This is a genomic window from Modestobacter sp. VKM Ac-2985 (assembly GCF_026967925.1).
Taxonomy (GTDB): domain Bacteria; phylum Actinomycetota; class Actinomycetes; order Mycobacteriales; family Geodermatophilaceae; genus Modestobacter.
Genome location: NZ_JAPVBI010000001.1, coordinates 373,281 through 389,889, shown reverse-complemented (window position 1 = coordinate 389,889; position 16,609 = coordinate 373,281). Strand labels below are relative to the sequence as shown.

Annotated in this window: 13 protein-coding genes and 1 tRNA gene; 5 read left to right on the top strand and 9 right to left on the bottom strand. The window is 73.1% G+C overall.

What is annotated here, in order from left to right; translation table 11 throughout:
• The first annotated feature begins 27 nt into the window (after positions 1–27).
• Positions 28–942, top strand: coding sequence for a metallophosphoesterase (locus O2V61_RS01705; protein WP_269181608.1), 915 nt, complete (start codon positions 28–30; stop codon positions 940–942).
• Positions 943–979: 37 nt separating this feature from the next.
• Positions 980–1,056, top strand: a tRNA-Pro gene (locus O2V61_RS01700).
• 73 nt (positions 1,057–1,129) lie between these two features.
• On the opposite strand, the gene O2V61_RS01695 is transcribed toward O2V61_RS01700, so the two are convergent.
• Positions 1,130–2,404: an MFS transporter gene (locus tag O2V61_RS01695; RefSeq protein ID WP_269181607.1), complete on the bottom strand. Its 1,275-nt coding sequence runs from the start codon at positions 2,402–2,404 to the stop codon at positions 1,130–1,132.
• A 169-nt stretch (positions 2,405–2,573) separates the two neighbouring features.
• On the opposite strand from O2V61_RS01695, the gene O2V61_RS01690 reads away from it, so the two are divergent.
• The gene (locus O2V61_RS01690; protein ID WP_269181606.1) at positions 2,574–4,379 is read left to right on the top strand and encodes a S9 family peptidase; all 1,806 of its coding nucleotides are present in this window, start codon (positions 2,574–2,576) and stop codon (positions 4,377–4,379) included.
• A 241-nt stretch (positions 4,380–4,620) separates the two neighbouring features.
• Here O2V61_RS01690 and O2V61_RS01685 read toward each other — a convergent pair whose 3' ends face one another.
• Together O2V61_RS01685 and O2V61_RS01680 are read right to left on the bottom strand one after the other, a co-directional pair.
• Positions 4,621–5,655 carry an aspartate-semialdehyde dehydrogenase gene (locus O2V61_RS01685; RefSeq protein WP_269181605.1) on the bottom strand — a complete coding sequence of 345 codons (1,035 nt, stop codon included), beginning with the start codon at positions 5,653–5,655 and terminating at the stop codon, positions 4,621–4,623.
• A complete protein-coding gene (locus tag O2V61_RS01680) occupies positions 5,652–6,917 on the bottom strand; it encodes an aspartate kinase (RefSeq protein WP_269172303.1) in 1,266 nt (421 codons plus the stop codon). The genes O2V61_RS01685 and O2V61_RS01680 overlap by 4 nt, the downstream gene beginning before the upstream one ends.
• Before the next feature lie 317 nt (positions 6,918–7,234).
• On the opposite strand from O2V61_RS01680, the gene O2V61_RS01675 reads away from it, so the two are divergent.
• Both O2V61_RS01675 and leuA read left to right on the top strand, forming a co-directional pair.
• The gene (locus tag O2V61_RS01675; protein WP_269181604.1) at positions 7,235–8,011 is read left to right on the top strand and encodes a helix-turn-helix domain-containing protein; all 777 of its coding nucleotides are present in this window, start codon (positions 7,235–7,237) and stop codon (positions 8,009–8,011) included.
• 156 nt (positions 8,012–8,167) lie between these two features.
• A complete protein-coding gene (gene leuA / locus O2V61_RS01670) occupies positions 8,168–9,901 on the top strand; it encodes a 2-isopropylmalate synthase (protein WP_269181603.1) in 1,734 nt (577 codons plus the stop codon).
• A gap of 46 nt (positions 9,902–9,947) precedes the next feature.
• Here the strand turns inward: leuA and mnhG are convergent, their stop codons facing one another.
• The 6 genes from mnhG to O2V61_RS01640 are packed head-to-tail and all read right to left on the bottom strand — an operon-like array spanning position 9,948 to position 16,548.
• Complete coding sequence (gene mnhG / locus O2V61_RS01665) at positions 9,948–10,439, bottom strand: monovalent cation/H(+) antiporter subunit G (RefSeq protein ID WP_269181602.1); 492 nt, start codon at positions 10,437–10,439, stop codon at positions 9,948–9,950.
• Positions 10,436–10,777 (bottom strand): monovalent cation/H+ antiporter complex subunit F, encoded by a 342-nt coding sequence (locus O2V61_RS01660; protein WP_269181601.1) that lies wholly within the window; start codon positions 10,775–10,777, stop codon positions 10,436–10,438. Before O2V61_RS01660 ends, mnhG begins: the two co-directional genes overlap by 4 nt.
• A complete protein-coding gene (locus tag O2V61_RS01655) occupies positions 10,774–11,364 on the bottom strand; it encodes a Na+/H+ antiporter subunit E (RefSeq protein WP_269181600.1) in 591 nt (196 codons plus the stop codon). Before O2V61_RS01655 ends, O2V61_RS01660 begins: the two co-directional genes overlap by 4 nt.
• On the bottom strand, positions 11,361–13,115 hold the full coding sequence (locus O2V61_RS01650) for a Na+/H+ antiporter subunit D (protein ID WP_269181599.1): 1,755 nt from the start codon (positions 13,113–13,115) through the stop codon (positions 11,361–11,363). Before O2V61_RS01650 ends, O2V61_RS01655 begins: the two co-directional genes overlap by 4 nt.
• Positions 13,112–13,654 carry a Na(+)/H(+) antiporter subunit C gene (locus tag O2V61_RS01645; protein WP_269181598.1) on the bottom strand — a complete coding sequence of 181 codons (543 nt, stop codon included), beginning with the start codon at positions 13,652–13,654 and terminating at the stop codon, positions 13,112–13,114. The genes O2V61_RS01650 and O2V61_RS01645 overlap by 4 nt, the downstream gene beginning before the upstream one ends.
• The gene (locus O2V61_RS01640) at positions 13,651–16,548 is read right to left on the bottom strand and encodes a Na+/H+ antiporter subunit A (RefSeq protein WP_269181597.1); all 2,898 of its coding nucleotides are present in this window, start codon (positions 16,546–16,548) and stop codon (positions 13,651–13,653) included. The genes O2V61_RS01645 and O2V61_RS01640 overlap by 4 nt, the downstream gene beginning before the upstream one ends.
• Positions 16,549–16,609: the final 61 nt, after the last annotated feature.

Genomic DNA, 16,609 nt, shown 5'->3' with positions numbered 1-16,609 from the left:
AGTTCCCCCGCCCCCTAGGCTCAGGCGATGCGCGCGACCACCGCCGTCCCTGCCGCCCTGCTGGCCACCGGCGCCGCCACCGTCGCCTACGCCGGCCTCGTCGAGCGCACCCACTGGACGCTGCGCCGCTTCGACGTCCCGGTGCTGCCGCCCGGCTCGCGGCCGCTCACCGTCCTCCAGCTGTCGGACCTGCACATGACCGCCGGGCAGCACGGCAAGCAGGCCTGGGTCGCCGGGCTCGCCGCCCTGCACCCGGACGTCGTCATCACCACCGGCGACAACCTGGCCGGGATGGACGCCGTCCCGCCGACGCTGCGGGCGCTGGAGCCGCTGATGGCGCTCCCCGGCGCCTTCGTGCTGGCCAGCAACGACTACTACGCGCCCCGGCCGAAGAACCCACTGAAGTACTTCAAGACCGACCACAAGCGCGTGCACGGGGACGAGCTGCCGTGGCGCGAGCTGCGCGACGGCATGACCTCCCGCGGCTGGCTGGACCTCACCAACGGCACCGGCACGCTGGACGTGCGCGGGGTCCGGATCGCGCTGGCCGGCGTCGACGACCCGCACCTGAAGCTGGACCGGTACGACGACGTCGCCGGGCCGGCCGACCCCACGGCCGACGTGCGGATCGGGCTGGTGCACTCCCCCGAGCCGCGGGTGCTCGACCGGTTCGCCGCCGACGGGTACGACCTGCTGCTGTGCGGGCACACGCACGGCGGGCAGCTGCGGGTGCCGTTCCACGGCGCCCTGGTCACCAACTGCGGCATCGACCGGGAGCACGTGCGCTGGCTGCACCAGTGGACGCAGCCCGGCGAGGGCACCCCGAACGGCACCTGGCTGCACGTCTCGGCCGGGCTGGGCACCAGCCCGTACGCGCCGCTGCGGTTCGCCTGCCCGCCGGAGGCCACCCTGCTGACCCTGGTCCCCAGGACCGCCTGCTGACCGCCACGAGGCGTCGAGTACAGTTCTCGACGGACCTCGGGGTGTGGCGCAGCTTGGTAGCGCGCGTCGTTCGGGACGACGAGGCCGCAGGTTCAAATCCTGTCACCCCGACCAACGACTCAGGGACCGCCGATCCGGCGGTCCCTGAGTGCGTTCGTGCCTGAGTCCGTCCGTCGCCTCGACCCGCTCAGCGGCGCGGCGGGACCACCATCCGGCGGACGTCGACCAGGGCCAGCGCGGCCAGCCCGAGGATCGGCAGCAGGGTGACCTGCACCAGGCCGGCCCCGGACCAGTCGAAGGCGGCGACGAGCCGGGCGAACAACAGGCCGGAGAAGGCTGCTGCCATGTAGTACGTGAACATGAACAGCCCCGCGCCCCGGCCCACGTGCTCCGGGCGCACCGCACGCTGCATGCCCGTCGTGCAGTTGGTGAAGAGCACGCCGCTGGCGAAGGCGCCCATCAGGAAGGCCAGCACGTACTGCGCGGACGCACCCTCGGCGAACCGGTAGACCGCCAGACCGGTGAGCGAGGAGCCCACGAAGCCGATGGCCAGCAGCATCCGCTGGTCGTAGCGGTCGGCCAGCCAGCCCACCGGCAGCGCCATCATGGCGCCGAAGCCGACCAGCGAGGCCGCCCACGCCGCCTGCGCGGGCGCCAGCCCGAGCTCCTCCCGCAGGAAGGTCGGGTAGAGGCCGAGGAAGCCGTAGAAGACCAGGCCGGAGATCGCCGAGGCGATCCCCATGCCCAGGGTGCCTCGGTTGTACGGGCTCGCCGGCACGTGTGCGTAGTCGGCGGTGTCAGCCGTGCCGCCTCGTCCGGCCAGCGCCTCGCTCATCGCCTTCGGCACGGTGAACACCAGCACGACCGCCATGACCAGGCCCGCCACGCCGAAGACGAGGAAGGGCGCCCGCCAGCTGTCGACGGCGAGGGCGAGCTGCTGGCCGAGGATCGGTCCGAGGAACACGCCGAGACCGAAGGCGACGCCGATGAACCCGGCGGCGACGGCCCGCCGGTGGAAGAAGTAGGCGCCCACGATGGCGTAGATGGCGGTGGCCTGCACGCCCTCCCCCACGCCGGAGATGAGCCGGTACACGGCCATGTCGCCGAAGCCGGTCGCCAGCGGGATGGCGAGCGTGCCGAGGGAGTAGACGACCACGCTGACGACGACGATCAGCTTCCGGGACAGCCGGTCCAGCAGGTACCCCGCCGGGACACCGGTGAGCGCGATGCCCAGCGTGAAGCCCGTGGCCAGCAGGCCGGTCTGGTCGAGGGAGAACCCGTACTCCTCGCGGATCTGCGGCAGCAGCGGGTAGAAGACCTGCCGGTCCATCGCGTTGAGCATGTAGGAGAGGCAGAGGGCCGCGAAGCCCACTGCCACCGCCACGGTGGTCGCCGGGCCGCCCGTCCGGGTGGCTGCCGGCGCTGCTGCGCCGGGGGGCGGTGGGAGGGTCGAAGAGGACATGAGAGCTCCTGGGATCAGCACCGGTGACGCGTCCGGCAGACGGACGTCCGTCCGCTCTGCGGTAGAGTGAGGCCCATCACGCTGCCCGTCAAGCCCGCACCTCGAGGCCCCGCGTGTCCTGCGCGGGACGCGCCGGAAGGCTCGCCACCGACAGGAGGAAGATGACCCGGTGACCGCCGAGCCTCCGCAGGACCAGCCCGCAGCCGCCCTCCCCGAGGAGGTCACCACGCGTTGGCAGGCCCGCTTCCGCGCCCCCCGGGTCAGCCTCCCCGACTGGGCCGAGGACGCCCCGCAGCGCAGCCTGTACGCCTCCGACGTCAGCGGCGTCGTCGAGCAGTACGCCTGGGACCGGGACACCGACGCCCACCGGCAGGTGACCGACCGGCCCAACGGCACGCTGGCCGCGACGCTGACCCCGGACGGCGAGACGATCTGGTGGTTCGCCGACACCGACGGCGATGAGTTCGGCGTCTGGATGACCCAGCCCTTCGCCGGCGGCCCGGACGCCGTCGCGCTGCCGGAGGTGGGTCCGGCCTACCCCGCCGGCCTGGAGCTGGGCCACACGGTGACCGCCGTGGGCCGCTCGACCGACGACGGCAGCGAGCTGTGGATCGCGCCCGCCGGCGGGACGCCCACGGTCTTCTACTCCTCCCCGGACACGGCCGGGGTGGACGCGCTCTCCCGCGACGACTCGCTGCTCGTCTTCTCGCACTCCGAGCACGGCGACCCGCGCTACCCGGCCCTGCGCGTGCTGCGCACCGCCGACCTCTCCCTCGTCGCCGACAAGTGGGACGGCGAGGGCCGGGGCCTGCACGCGCTGAGCTTCTCCCCCGCGCCCGGCGACCAGCGCCTGCTGGTGGGCCACGAGCGCCGCGGCCGCGAGGAGCTGCTGATCTGGGACGTCGCCACCGGCACCGAGACCGAGCTGGTCCTCGACCTGCCCGGTGACGTGACCGCCGGCTGGTACCCGGACGGCTCGGCCCTGCTGGTGGGGCACGACCACGCCGCCCGCAGCGAGCTGTACCGCTACGACCTGGGCTCGGGGTCGCTGGAGCAGCTGGACACCCCGCGCGGCGTGGTCCGCGGCGCGACCGCCCGCCCCGACGGCACGGTGGAGCTGGCCTGGTCGTCGGCCGAGCTGCCCCCGGTCATCCGCCGGGCCGACGGCCCGGTCGTGCTGGCCGCGCCCGGTGAGGCACCGCCAGCCGCCTACCCGGTCGAGGACCGCTGGGTGCCCGGCCCGGGGGGCGACGTGCACGCGCTGCTGGTCCGGCCGGCCGGGGAGGGTCCGTTCGCGACCGCCTTCCTGGTGCACGGCGGCCCGGAGTCCCAGGACGACGACTCCTACCGCGCGCGCCGGGCGGCCTACGTGGACGCCGGCTACGCGGTCGTGCACGTGAACTACCGGGGCTCCACCGGCTACGGCAGCGAGTGGCGTGACGCGCTCACCGGGCGGCCGGGGCTCACCGAGCTGGAGGACGTCGGCGCCGTCTACGACGCCCTGGTCGCCGAGGGCGTGGTCGACCCGACCCGCACGATCCTCTCGGGCGGGTCGTGGGGCGGCTTCCTCACCCTGCTCGGCCTGGGCACCCAGCCCGAGCGCTGGTCGGCCGGGATCGCCGAGGTGCCGGTGGCGGACTACCTGGCCGCCTACGAGGACGAGATGGAGGGGCTGCGCGCCTACGACCGCGCGCTGTTCGGCGGCTCACCGGAGGAGGTCCGCGACGTGTACGTGCGCTCCTCGCCGATCACCTACGTCGACGCCGTCACTGCCCCGGTCCTCGTCGTCGCTGGTGCGAACGACCCGCGCTGCCCCATCCGCCAGATCGACAACTACCTGGCCGCACTGACCGAGCAGGGCAAGCACCACGAGGTCTACCGCTTCGACGCCGGCCACGGCTCCCTGGTGATCGAGGAGACCATCCGCCAGGTCGAGGCAGCCCTCAGCTTCGCCCTGCAGCACGTCAAGCCGTAGACGCGGTCGAGCCCGCACGTAGGAGCAGTCGAGCCCGTAGGAACGACCACTGCGAGTGCGGTTCGGCGGCACTGCAGCGCCAGCTGCTGGTGCCCGCCCGGCGCGGGGCCGAAGGCTCCCGCCGGGCGGGCACCGGTGCCGCGGTCGCGCCGACGGGAGGACGGAGTCCTCCCCGAGGTGCGACGGGCAGCGGCTCAACGCAGCCGGGGCACGGCTCCTGACCGCGGTGTGACCCGGAGGGTCACAGAGAAGACGCAGCGATCAACTCCGCGATCTGCACCGTGTTGAGGGCAGCGCCCTTGCGCAGGTTGTCGTTGCTGACGAACAGCGCCAGGCCACGGTCGCCGTCCTGGCGGATCCGGCCGACGAAGCTCGGGTCCTTGCCGGCGGCCTGCAGCGGGGTCGGGACGTCGGAGAGCTGCACGCCCGGCGCGGTCGAGAGCAGCTCGGTCGCCCGGGCCACCGACAGCGGCCGGTCGAACTCGACGTTCAGCGACAGCGAGTGCCCGGTGAACACGGGCACGCGCACGCAGGTGCCGGAGACCCGCAGGTCGGGGATGCCGAGGATCTTGCGGCTCTCGTTGCGGAGCTTCTGCTCCTCGTCGGTCTCGAAGCTGCCGTCGTCGACGACGGAGCCGGCCATCGGGAGCACGTTGAACGCGATCGGGGCGACGTAGACGGCCGGTGCCGGGTACGCCACGGCCGACCCGTCGTAGGCCAGCTCGTCGGCCTTCTCGACGACGGCGAGCGCCTGCCCGTGCAGCTCCCGGACGCCGGCGACGCCGGAACCGGACACGGCCTGGTAGGTGCTGGCCACGATGCGGGTCAGCCCGGCCTCCTCGTGCAGCGGCTTGAGCACCGGCATCGCGGCCATCGTGGTGCAGTTCGGGTTGGCGATGATCCGGCCCTCGCCGGCCAGCGCGATGTCCCCGGGGTTCACCTCGCTGCAGACCAGCGGGATCGCCGGGTCACGGCGGAACGCCGAGCTGTTGTCGATGACGGTCACGCCGGCCGCGGCGAACCGCGGCGCCAGCGCACGGGAGGTCGTCGCACCGGCGGAGAACAGCGCGACGTCCAGCCCGGTCGGGTCGGCGGTGGCGGCGTCCTCGACGACGATCTCGCCGTCCCCCCAGGGCAGCGTGCTGCCGGCCGAGCGGGCGGAGGCGAAGAACCGGATGGAGGCCAGCGGGAAGTCCCGCTCGGCCAGGATGGAGCGCATCGCCACGCCGACCTGACCGGTCGCGCCGACGATGCCCAGGTGCAGCGGGCGGCTCATCGTCCGGTACCTCCGTAGACCACTGCCTCGCCCTGCTCGGAGCCGAGGTCGAACGCGTCGTGCACCGCGCGGACGGCGAGGTCCACGTCGGTGTCCCGGCAGACCACGGAGATGCGGATCTCCGAGGTGCTGATCAGCTCCAGGTTGACCCCGGCGTCGGCGAGCGCGCCGAAGAACTTCGCCGAGACGCCCGGGTGCGAGCGCATGCCGGCGCCCACCAGGGAGACCTTGCCGATGTGCTGGTCGAAGCTCACGTCGGTGTAGCCGACCGTGTGCTTCACCCGCTCCAGGGCGGCGATGGCGGTGGGGCCGTCGCTGACCGGCAGCGTGAAGGAGATGTCGGTCAGCTTCGCCTCGGTGGAGACGTTCTGCACGATCATGTCGATGTTGACCTCGGCGTCGGCGAGCACGCGGAAGATCTGCGCTGCCTCACCCGGGCGGTCGGGCACCCCGGAGACGGTGATCTTGCCTTCGCTCCGGTCGTGCGCGACGCCGGTGATGATCGCCTGTTCCACGGTGAGGTCCTCCATCGAGCCGGCCACGATCGTGCCGGGGAGCTGTGAGTAGGAGCTGCGGACGTGCACCGGGATGCCGTACCGGCGGGCGTACTCGACGCAGCGGAGCATGAGCACCTTCGCCCCGGAGGCGGCCAGCTCGAGCATCTCCTCGTAGGTGATGGTCTCCAGCCGCTTCGCGTTCGGCACGATCCGCGGGTCGGCGGTGAAGACGCCGTCCACGTCGGTGTAGATCTCGCAGACGTCGGCCCGCAGCGCGGCCGCGACGGCGACGGCGGTGGTGTCCGAGCCGCCCCGCCCGAGGGTGGTGACGTCCTTGGTGTCCTGGCTGACGCCCTGGAAGCCCGCGACGATGACGATCGAGCCGTCGTCCAGCGCATCCCGCAGCCGGCCCGGCGTGACGTCGATGATCCGCGCCTTGCCGTGGCTGGAGGTGGTGATCACCCCGGCCTGTGAGCCGGTGAACGACCGCGCCTCGTACCCGTGGGTCGAGATCGCGATGGCCAGCAGCGCCATCGAGATCCGCTCACCGGCAGTCAGCAGCATGTCCAGCTCGCGACCCGGCGGGTTGGCGGTGATCTGGCTCGCCTGGTCCAGCAGCTCGTCGGTCGTGTCGCCCATGGCGGAGACGACGACGACCACGTCGTCGCCGTTCTTCTTCGCCTCGACGATGCGCTCGGCCACACGCTTGACGCGCTCGGCATTCGCGACGGAGGAACCGCCGTACTTCTGTACCACCAAGGCCACGGGCCCAGGCTACCGGCGCGGCGTGGCCGGCCCGACGCCCGCACGGCGCGCCGCCCGCATCTCGTCCACCGCGCCCACAAGCTGTGCGCACACCGTGGCCGCCCACCGGAAGACGGTGCTCCTCCGCGCGTCTGCGCCGCAGGTCCTCCGTGAGCCGCTCCGCAGGACGCACCTCTGGGCGAGTCGTGCTCTGGCGCAGCAGTGCAGCCAGAGCACGACTGCTCGCGACCTGCCTCTCCCCGTCCACCACGGTGCGCGGCGTCCACAGCTCTCTCGCGGGTGCGGTCATCGGGCCGCCGAGCCGACACGCTCGGCCGGTGCCAGCGCCCCACCCCCTCACCGCGCCCGGGGCCCAGGGTCCGGAACCCGAGGTCCAGGCCCCGGAACCCGAGGTCCAGGTCCCCGAGGCCGACGTCCAGGTCCCCGAGCCCCAGGCCGTGCCGATGGCCCCGGGGGTCGACGTGGCTGGGATGCTGCGGCGGGTGCGCCGGCTGGCGGACATGTCGCAGCGTGAGCTGGCCGAGGCGAGCGGCGTCTCCCGGGACCGCCTGGGCCGCGCAGAGTCCGGCCGCGGCGACCTGCACGTGGGCGAGTTCGCCCGCACCGTCTCGCTGGCCCGGCTGCGCCTGGTCCTGCTGGACGCCGCGGGGCAGGAGGTCGCACCGATGTCCGCCGCTGCCGTCCGGGACCGGGCCGGACGGCAGTTCCCCGCGCACCTGGACACCCGGCACGGGGACGAGGACTGGTGGTGCGGCCCGCACCGGCACACCCGGAGCCAGCCGGACGTCACCTTCGACCGGGACCGCCGCAGCCGGGACTCCTGGCGCCGGCAGCAGGGCACCCCGGACGACCACCTCGTGCACCGCCCGGGCGACTCCCTGGCGGAGCGGGCCGCCGCGCGGAGGTGGGCGGCACTCCTCCGCCGGCGGGAACAGCGCGAGGCCGCCTGGCGAGCGTGGCTCGCGGCCGGCGGTCTCGGCGGCCCCGACTGGGGCACCGGCTGCACCTGCCTGCCCGGGTGCGAGTACGCCGAGGCGTCCAACGCCGACCTCGGGCACGCACCGGCCTGCGCCTGCGGCTGCGACGTGGCCTGACCCGCTGCTACGGTTGCCCCGTGCGCGGCAGCCTCCTGCTTATCAGCCGCGGCGAGGCCCTCTCCTAGGTCGGCTCCCTCGCCGCGGCGATCGCGCGTCCCAGGGCGCCAGCTGACCGCATCCCGGAGCTGTCCGCAGCCCGCCAGAGGAGCCCCCGTGAACGAGAACCACCCGCACGCACGCAACCCCCAGCGCCCGTCGCCGATGCCGATCGGCAAGTACGCGCCGTTCGCCCCCGTCCCGCTGCCCGACCGCACGTGGCCGGAGACGACGACGACGGCCGCGCCCCGCTGGTGCGCCGTCGACCTGCGCGACGGCAACCAGGCACTGATCGACCCGATGACCCCCGAGCGCAAGCGGCGGATGTTCGAGCTGCTGGTGCGGATGGGCTACAAGGAGATCGAGGTCGGCTTCCCGGCGGCCAGCCAGACCGACTTCGACTTCATCCGCGAGCTGGTCGAGGACGACCTGGTCCCCGACGACGTGACCGTCCAGGTGCTCACCCAGGCCCGCGACGAGCTGATCGAGCGGACCTTCGAGTCGCTGCGCGGCGCCAAGCAGGCGATCGTGCACCTCTACAACTCGACCTCCACGCTGCAGCGCCGGGTCGTGTTCGGCCAGGACCGCGCCGGCATCACCGACATCGCCGTCCACGGCGCACAGCTGGTGCGCAAGCTGGCCGAGCAGGCCGGGGACACCGAGATCCGCTTCCAGTACTCCCCCGAGTCGTTCACCGGCACCGAGCTGGAGTTCGCCGTCGAGGTCTGCAACGCCGTCACCGACGTCTGGGAGCCGACCCCCGACCGGCCGACCATCCTCAACCTGCCGGCGACGGTGGAGATGGCCGAGCCGACCGTCTACGCCGACCAGATCGAGTGGATGCACCGCAACCTGGGCCGCCGCGACTCCGTCGTGCTGAGCCTGCACCCGCACAACGACCGGGGCACCGCGGTGGCCGCCGCCGAGCTGGGCCACCGCGCCGGCGCCGACCGGATCGAGGGCTGCCTGTTCGGCAACGGCGAGCGCACCGGCAACGTCGACCTGGTGACCCTGGGGCTCAACCTGTTCAGCCAGGGGATCGACCCGCAGATCGACTTCTCCGACATCGACGAGATCCGGCGCACCGTCGAGTTCTGCAACCAGCTGGGTGTCCACGAGCGGCACCCCTACGGCGGCGACCTGGTCTACACCGCGTTCTCCGGCTCGCACCAGGACGCGATCAACAAGGGCTTCGCGGCGATGAAGGTCGACGCCGAGGCGGCCGGCACGAGCGTCGACGGGATCCCGTGGGCGGTCCCCTACCTGCCGATCGACCCCAAGGACGTCGGTCGCAGCTACGAGGCCGTCATCCGGGTGAACAGCCAGTCCGGCAAGGGCGGCGTCGCCTACATCATGAAGACCGAGAACCACCTCGACCTGCCGCGCCGGCTGCAGATCGAGTTCAGCGCCGTCGTCCAGCGGCACACCGAGGACGAGGGCGGCGAGGTGACCGCCGAGCAGATGTGGGCCGCCTTCTCCAACGAGTACCTGCCCGACGCCGACGCCCCCTGGGGCCGGTTCGCCCTGAGCGGGCACGAGCACACCGCGTCCGGCGCCGGACCCGACGAGCTCACCGCCCAGCTCGTCGACGCCGGGGTGCCGCACACGCTCCTCGGCCGCGGCAACGGCCCGATCGCGGCGTTCGTCGACGCGCTGTCCAGCCTGGGCGTCGACGTCCGCGTGCTCGACTACGCCGAGCACGCGCTCTCCTCCGGCGGCGACGCCCGGGCCGCCGCCTACGTCGAGTGCGCCGTCGGCGAGCGGGTGCTGTGGGGCGTCGGGATCGACGCCAACATCGTCACCGCGTCACTGCGGGCGGTCGTCTCCGCGGTGAACCGGGCCCAGCGGTAGGAGCCCGACCCGTCCGGGTGCGGAGAGTGCCCCGCACCCGGACGGCTCAGCGGCGAGGTCCTCCGGCCGGCTCGTCCGCAGCGGGATCCTCGGCCTCGTCGTCCTCGGCCACCGTCGGACCCGGCCCCTGGTCGACCGGCGCATCCGCCGGTTCGTCGCCCCGCCGGCCGCGTTCCCCCGCCTGCACCTCCGCGCCGCGCGGTGCGACCCCGAGCTCGTCGACGAACAGGTGCTCCGGTGCCACGTGCCGGCGCCGGTAGGCGATCCGGCTGACCATGTGCGCGTTGACCGGTGCGGTGATCAGCTGGAACACCGCGACGAGCAGCAGCATCCAGGTCACCGACCAGCCGGTGAGCCGGATCGCCCCACCGATCATGATCAGCAGGACGCCCATGACCTGTGGCTTGGTGCCGGCGTGCATCCGGGACAGGACGTCGGGGAACCGCAGCAGGCCGACCCCGGCGGTGAGGCAGAGGAAGGCACCGACCAGCAGGAACGCTGCGGCGATCCAGTCGGCCACCGAGTCGAAGTCGTTCACGATCTGCCCCCGCCCTCGAGTCGCCCCAGTTGCTCAGCCGCCGGGGAGCCCCCCAGCTCCTCGTCGTCCGCTCCCGTGCGGATCAGCATGCCGCCGATGTAGCGGACGACGGAGATCGCGCCGACGAAGACCAGCAGGGCGACGACCACGAGCACCGGGACCACCGTGGGGTCCCGCTGCAGGGCCGCGTGCACCGCGAGGCCGACCGCGACGATGACCAGGATGGAGTCCGTGGCCACCACCCGGTCCAGCAGGGAGGGGCCCAGCGCCAACCGCACCATCGCCAGGAGGGCACCGAGCCCCAGCATGCCGTAGATGAGGACTGCCACGACGGTCATCGGGTGGGCTCCGCGGCGGCGGGAGCGGTGGCGCGCTCCTGAGGTGGTTCCTGGTCCAGCCGGGCGATGTCCTCCGCGGACCCGAAGGCCCGCACCACCCGTCGCTCGGTCGCCAGCACCTCCGCGCGCTGGCGCTCGACGTCGGCCTCGTCCCCCACGTCCAGCACGTGCACGCCCAGGGCCATCCGCCGTCGGTCCAGGTCCAGCACCATCGACCCGGGGACCAACGTGAGGTTCTGGGAGATGATGCTGAGCAGCAGGTCCGAGTCGGTGCGCAGCTGCACCCGGATGACCGCGCTCTGCCGGATGCCGCTCGGCCGCAGGGTCTGCCAGGCGACCTGGGCGCTGGACACGGTGAGGTTCACCAGGAAGTGGCCGATCAGGTAGAGCGCCGGCAACGGGTGGATCCGGGCACCACCGGCGACCACGGGCAGGGGCAGGACGACGGTCACCGTCAGGGCGACCAGCACCCCGGTGATGAGGTTCGCCCAGGACCAGGTGCCCCACAGCAGGTTCCAGATCAACACCAGCCAGATGAGCAGGGGTGCCCGGAGCCGCAACCGGCGGAGGGGTGAGTCGACGGTCACTCGTCCACCTCCGCGCCGTAGACGGCCTCGATGTAGGGCGTCCGCTCCCGCAGGTCCCCGGCGGCCCGTTCGGTCATCCCGTACAACGGCCCGGCGATCACCGTGAGCCCGACGGTCAGCAGCACCATCGCGGTGGTGGCCGCCATCATCACCGCCGGCAGCGGACGCGTCGACGGCCGGGAGTCCTCCGCCCCCCGGCTCGGCTGCCCCTCACCTCCGGCAGGTGCCGCGGTCGCCACGGCGACGTGCCGCAGCCAGGCCCCCCGGCGTCCGGTCTGGCGGGCGGTGGTGGTGGAGGTCGCGCCGCCGGCCAGCCCCGCCGGCAGGGGCTCCTCAGCGGGCTCCTCGCCTCCCGCGGGGTCGTCCTCGGGGCCGTTCTCGGGGCCGGCGTCGCGGGCCGCCGCGGCGGCGGTGTCCGCCGAGGCGGCCTGCGTCGGCGGCCGCCAGAACGCCCGGGTCCAGACCCGCGACATGGCCACCAGGGTCAGGAGGCTGGTCACCACCGCGCCGCCCACCAGCACGTACACCTGCCAGCCGCCGACGGCGACCCCGGCGTCCAGCAGTCCCACCTTGCCGATGAAGCCGGAGAACGGGGGGATGCCGGCCAGGTTCATCGCCGGCACGAAGAAGAGCACCGCCAGCAACGGGGACGCGGTCGCGAGCCCACCGAGGCGCGCCGTCGACGTACTGCCGCCGCGCCGCTCGATCAGCCCGGCGACCAGGAAGAGGGTCGTCTGGATGGCGATGTGGTGGACGACGTAGAAGATCGCTCCGGCCAGGCCGGCCGTGGTCGCCAACGCGATCCCGAAGACCATGTACCCGATGTGGCTGACCAGCGTGAAAGAGAGGATCCGCCGGATGTCGCTCTGCGCGACCGCGCCGAGGATGCCGACCAGCATGGTGGCCAGCGCCGCCCACATGAGCAGGTCGTCGAGGGCGCCGTCGGGGAACAGCAGCGTCTGGGTGCGGATGACGGCGTAGACGCCGACCTTGGTCAGCAGGCCGGCGAACACGGCGGTGACCGGGGCCGGCGCGGTCGGGTAGCTGTCCGGCAGCCAGGCCGACAGCGGGAAGACCGCCGCCTTGATGCCGAAGGCGATCAGCAGCATCGACTGCAGCATCAGCTGGGTACCGGCCGGGAGCTCGCCGAGCCGGCCGGCCAGCTGGGCCAGGTTGACCGTGCCGGTCGCGGCGTAGACCAGCGCGATCGAGGCCAGGAAGAGCAGGGAGCTGAGCAGGCTCACCACGACGTAGGTGATGCCGGCCCGGATCCGCGGTGCGGAGCCGCCCAGGGTGAGCAGGACGTAGCTCGAGGTCAGCAGGATCTCGAAGCCCACGTAGAGGTTGAACAGGTCCCCGGCCAGGAAGGCGTAGTTCACACCGGCCATCAGGACCAGGAACGTCGGGTGGAAGATCGACAGCGGCGTCTCCTCGTCGCCGTCGGCCGTGCCCTGGCCCACGGCGAAGACGAGCACGCCGAGCCCCACGGTGCCGGCCACCACCAGCATCAGCGCCGAGAGCCGGTCGACGACGAGCATGATCGCCACCGGGACCGGCCAGTCACCCACGGCGACCGCAGCCGCCCCCTCGGCGTCGGCGATGAGCAGCAGGGCGACCGACACCCCGACCACCCCGGCCAGCACCGCGATGCTGACCGTGCGCTGCACCCGGGGGTGCCGGCCGACGAGCAGGGCGGCGGCGGCCCCGAGCAACGGCAGCAGCACCGGCAACGGCGCGAGGTCGCCGATCACTGCTCGCCCCGCCGGGTCGGTGGGAGGGCGATGTCGTCGGAGGCGAACCCGTCGTACCGACGCGCCAGCTGCTCCTCGACGTCGACGTCGGAGTGCAGGGTGTTCCCCTTCCCAGCCGGACGGTCCTCCGTGCGGAGCTCGTTCGGGTCGATGTCGTCGGGGTCCACGTCGTCGGCGTCCATGCCCTGCCGGGCTGCCACCCGCCGGTCCTCCTCGTCGACCTCGATGACCTCCTGCCGGACCAGCCGCCAGGACCGGTGCACCATCGCCAGCAGGAACGCGGTGACGCCGAAGGTGATCACGATGGCGGTGAGCACGAGTGCCTGCGGCAGCGGGTCGCTCATCTCCTCGGGCTCGGCGTACCCGAAGAACGGGGCCAGCATGGCCGGGCCGCTGGAGGACAGCAGCAGCAGGTTGGTCGCGTTGCCGAGCAGGATGAAGCCCAGGATCACCCGGGTGAGGCTGCGGTCCAGCAGCAGGTAGACACCCGCCGCGTAGAGGCCACCGATCACGACCGGCAGCACGATGGTGGGGGTCATCGGGCGATCACCTCCTCGGGAGCGGTCTCGGCCGGGTCCTGCTGGTCCTGCTCGTCCTCCTGGCGGTCCTGCTCGGCGCCCAGGCTGCGCAGCACGTCCAGGACCAGGCCGACGACGATGAGGTAGACGCCGACGTCGAAGAACAGGGCGGTGGGCAGGCTCACGCTGCCGAGCACCGGCACCTCGCCCGAGAAGTAGGCGGACTCGAGCGCTGCACCACCCAACAGCAGGCTGATGACCCCGCTGCCGCCGGCCAGCAGCAGACCGCTGCCGAGCAGCAGGCCCGGCGACACCCGGGCCGCCTCGCCCAGCTCGTACCGGCCACCGGCCAGGTAGCGGAGCACCAGGGCCAGTCCGGCCACCAGCCCCCCGGCGAAACCGCCGCCGGGCTGGTTGTGCCCGGAGAACAGCAGGAACAGCGAGAAGACGACGATCGGGTGGAACAGGAAACGGGTGGCCACCTCGAGCACCACCGAACGTCGCTGGGGCGCGAGGCTGGAGCTGGCCGAGAGCCACCGGCTCTTCGGCGCCCGCCGGGCCTCCGTCGGGTCGGCTCCGGACGCGTGCTCCTCACCCGGCCGGTCGACCGCTCCGGTCCGGCCGCGGAGGAAGACCAGGCTGGCCACGCCGGTGGCCGCCACGACCAGCACCGACAGCTCGCCCAGGGTGTCCCAGGCGCGGATGTCGACCAGGATCACGTTGACCACGTTCTCCCCGTGCCCCTCGATCAGGGCGAGCTCGGGGATGTCCGTGGAGACCGGCGTGGCGGTGCGCGCGCCCAGCGCAGCGGCACCGACACCCGCCATCAGCACGCCGGCCGAGATGGCCAGCACCGCCCGGATCGTCCGCTCGACGGGGCGGTGCCGCTCGCTGATGTCCGAGGGGAGCTTGCGGAGCACCAGCACGAAGACCACCAGGCTGAGCGTCTCCACCAGGAACTGGGTCAGCGCCAGGTCCGGGGCGCCGTGCAGGACGAAGAGCAGGGCCAGGCCGTAGCCGGTCACGCCGACGACGAGGACGGCGGACAGCCGCTGGCGGAGCGGCACCGCCACGGCCGCGGCGATCAGCACGACCGCACCCACCACCGCCTGCAGGGGTGTGTCCCAGGCCCGCCACTCCTGCGGCCAGGGTGCCTGGAACAGCAGCACGGACCCCGGCAGCGCCAGGACGACGACGAGGATGGTGCCCAGGTAGGCGGGCAGCGACCCGCGCTGCGTCGTCCCGGTCACCAGCACGGCGAGCCGGTCCAGGCCCTGCAGGACGTTCCAGTAGCCCTCGTCGGCGGAGGCGCCCACGGCCAGCCGGTGCTGCAGCCGCATGAACGGCGACCGCAGGGCGAACAGCGCGGCGCCACCGAGCAGGGTGAGGGCGGAGAGCCCGAGCGCCGGCTGCCAGCCGTGCCACAGCGCCAGGTGCTCGGCCTCGGGGGCGATCAGCGGCAGCGTCTCGGCGTAGACCACCACCAGGTGGTCCAGCAGCGGGCTGGCCGGGCCGGCCACCAGCCCGGCGAGGGCGAGGACGGCCGGCGCGGCGAGGAACAGCGGACCGGGGTGGTGCTCCAGCTCCTCGGGTGCGCTGTCCGGCAGACCCGGCTTCCGCGCGAACGCGCCCCACAGGTACCGGGCGCAGTAGGCAGCGGTGAACACCGACCCCAGCACCAGCCCGACCAGGACGACGACGGCGGTGAGCCGGTCGGGGACCCCGCCCTCCCAGAGCGCGGTGAACGCCGCCTCCTTGCCCACGAAGCCCAGGAACGGGGGCAGCCCGACCAGGCTGGCGGCGGCCAGCGTGCTGATCACGGCGAGGGCGGGCATCCGCCGTCCGAGGCCGGAGAGCAACCGCAGGTCACGCACCCCGGTCGCGTGGTCGATCACCCCGACGGAGAGGAACAGCGTCGACTTGCTCAACGCGTGCGCGATCGTCATCGCCAGCCCGGCCGCGGCCAGCTCCTCGCTGCCGGCACCGACGAGCGTGATCAGGAAGCCCAGCTGGCTGACCGTGCTGAACGCCAGCAACAGCTTGAGGTCGTTCTGCCGCAGCGAGCGCCAGCCGCCGATCAGCATGGTGGCCACGCCGAGCCCCAGCACGACCGGCCGCCAGCCGGGGACGTCGGCGAAGCCGGGAGCGAGCCGGGCGACCAGGTAGATGCCGGCCTTCACCATCGCCGCGGCGTGCAGGTAGGCGCTGACCGGGGTCGGCGCCTCCATCGCGGCCGGCAGCCAGAAGTGGAACGGCACCATCGCCGACTTGGTCACCGCACCGGCCAGCACGAGCATCGTGCCGGCCACCAGCACCGGGCCGCTGCCGGGGTCGGCGACGATCTCCGACAGCAGCCGGCTGCCACTGGCGGAGGAGATCATCAGCAACCCGACGAGCATCGCCAGGCCGCCGGCCGTGGTGAGCAGCAGCGCCTGGCTGGCCGCCCGCCGCCCGGCCAGCTTGGCCCCCGAGCCGCCGATCAGCAGGAACGAGAAGACGGTGGTGAGCTCCCAGAAGACGTAGAGCACCAGCACGTCGTCGGCCAGCACCAGGCCGAGCATGGAACCGGCGAAGGCGGTCATCACGCCGGCGAACCGGCCGACGCCCTCGTCGTCGGGCTCGAAGTAGCGCGCGCAGTAGACCAGCACCAGCGCGCCGACCCCGGTGACCAGGGCGGCGAAGGTCAGCGCCAGCGCGTCCAGCCGCAGGGCGATCTGCAGGTCCAGCGCCGGGATCCAGGTGACGGTCTCCCGGACGTCTCCCCCACCGACGACGGTGCCCAGCTGGGTGAGCGCCCACCCGAACGCGGCGGCCGGCACCAGGGCGAGGGCCAGGAACGCTTGTCGCCCCCACCACCGCACGAGCAGTGGGGCTCCGACCGCGGCGAGGAGGTGGAGCAGGAGCAGCAGGCCCAACGGGTCCCTTCCGGTCGTTCTCAGGCTGGCGGGCAGCAGCGCGCCTGTGGCTCAGCGCGTT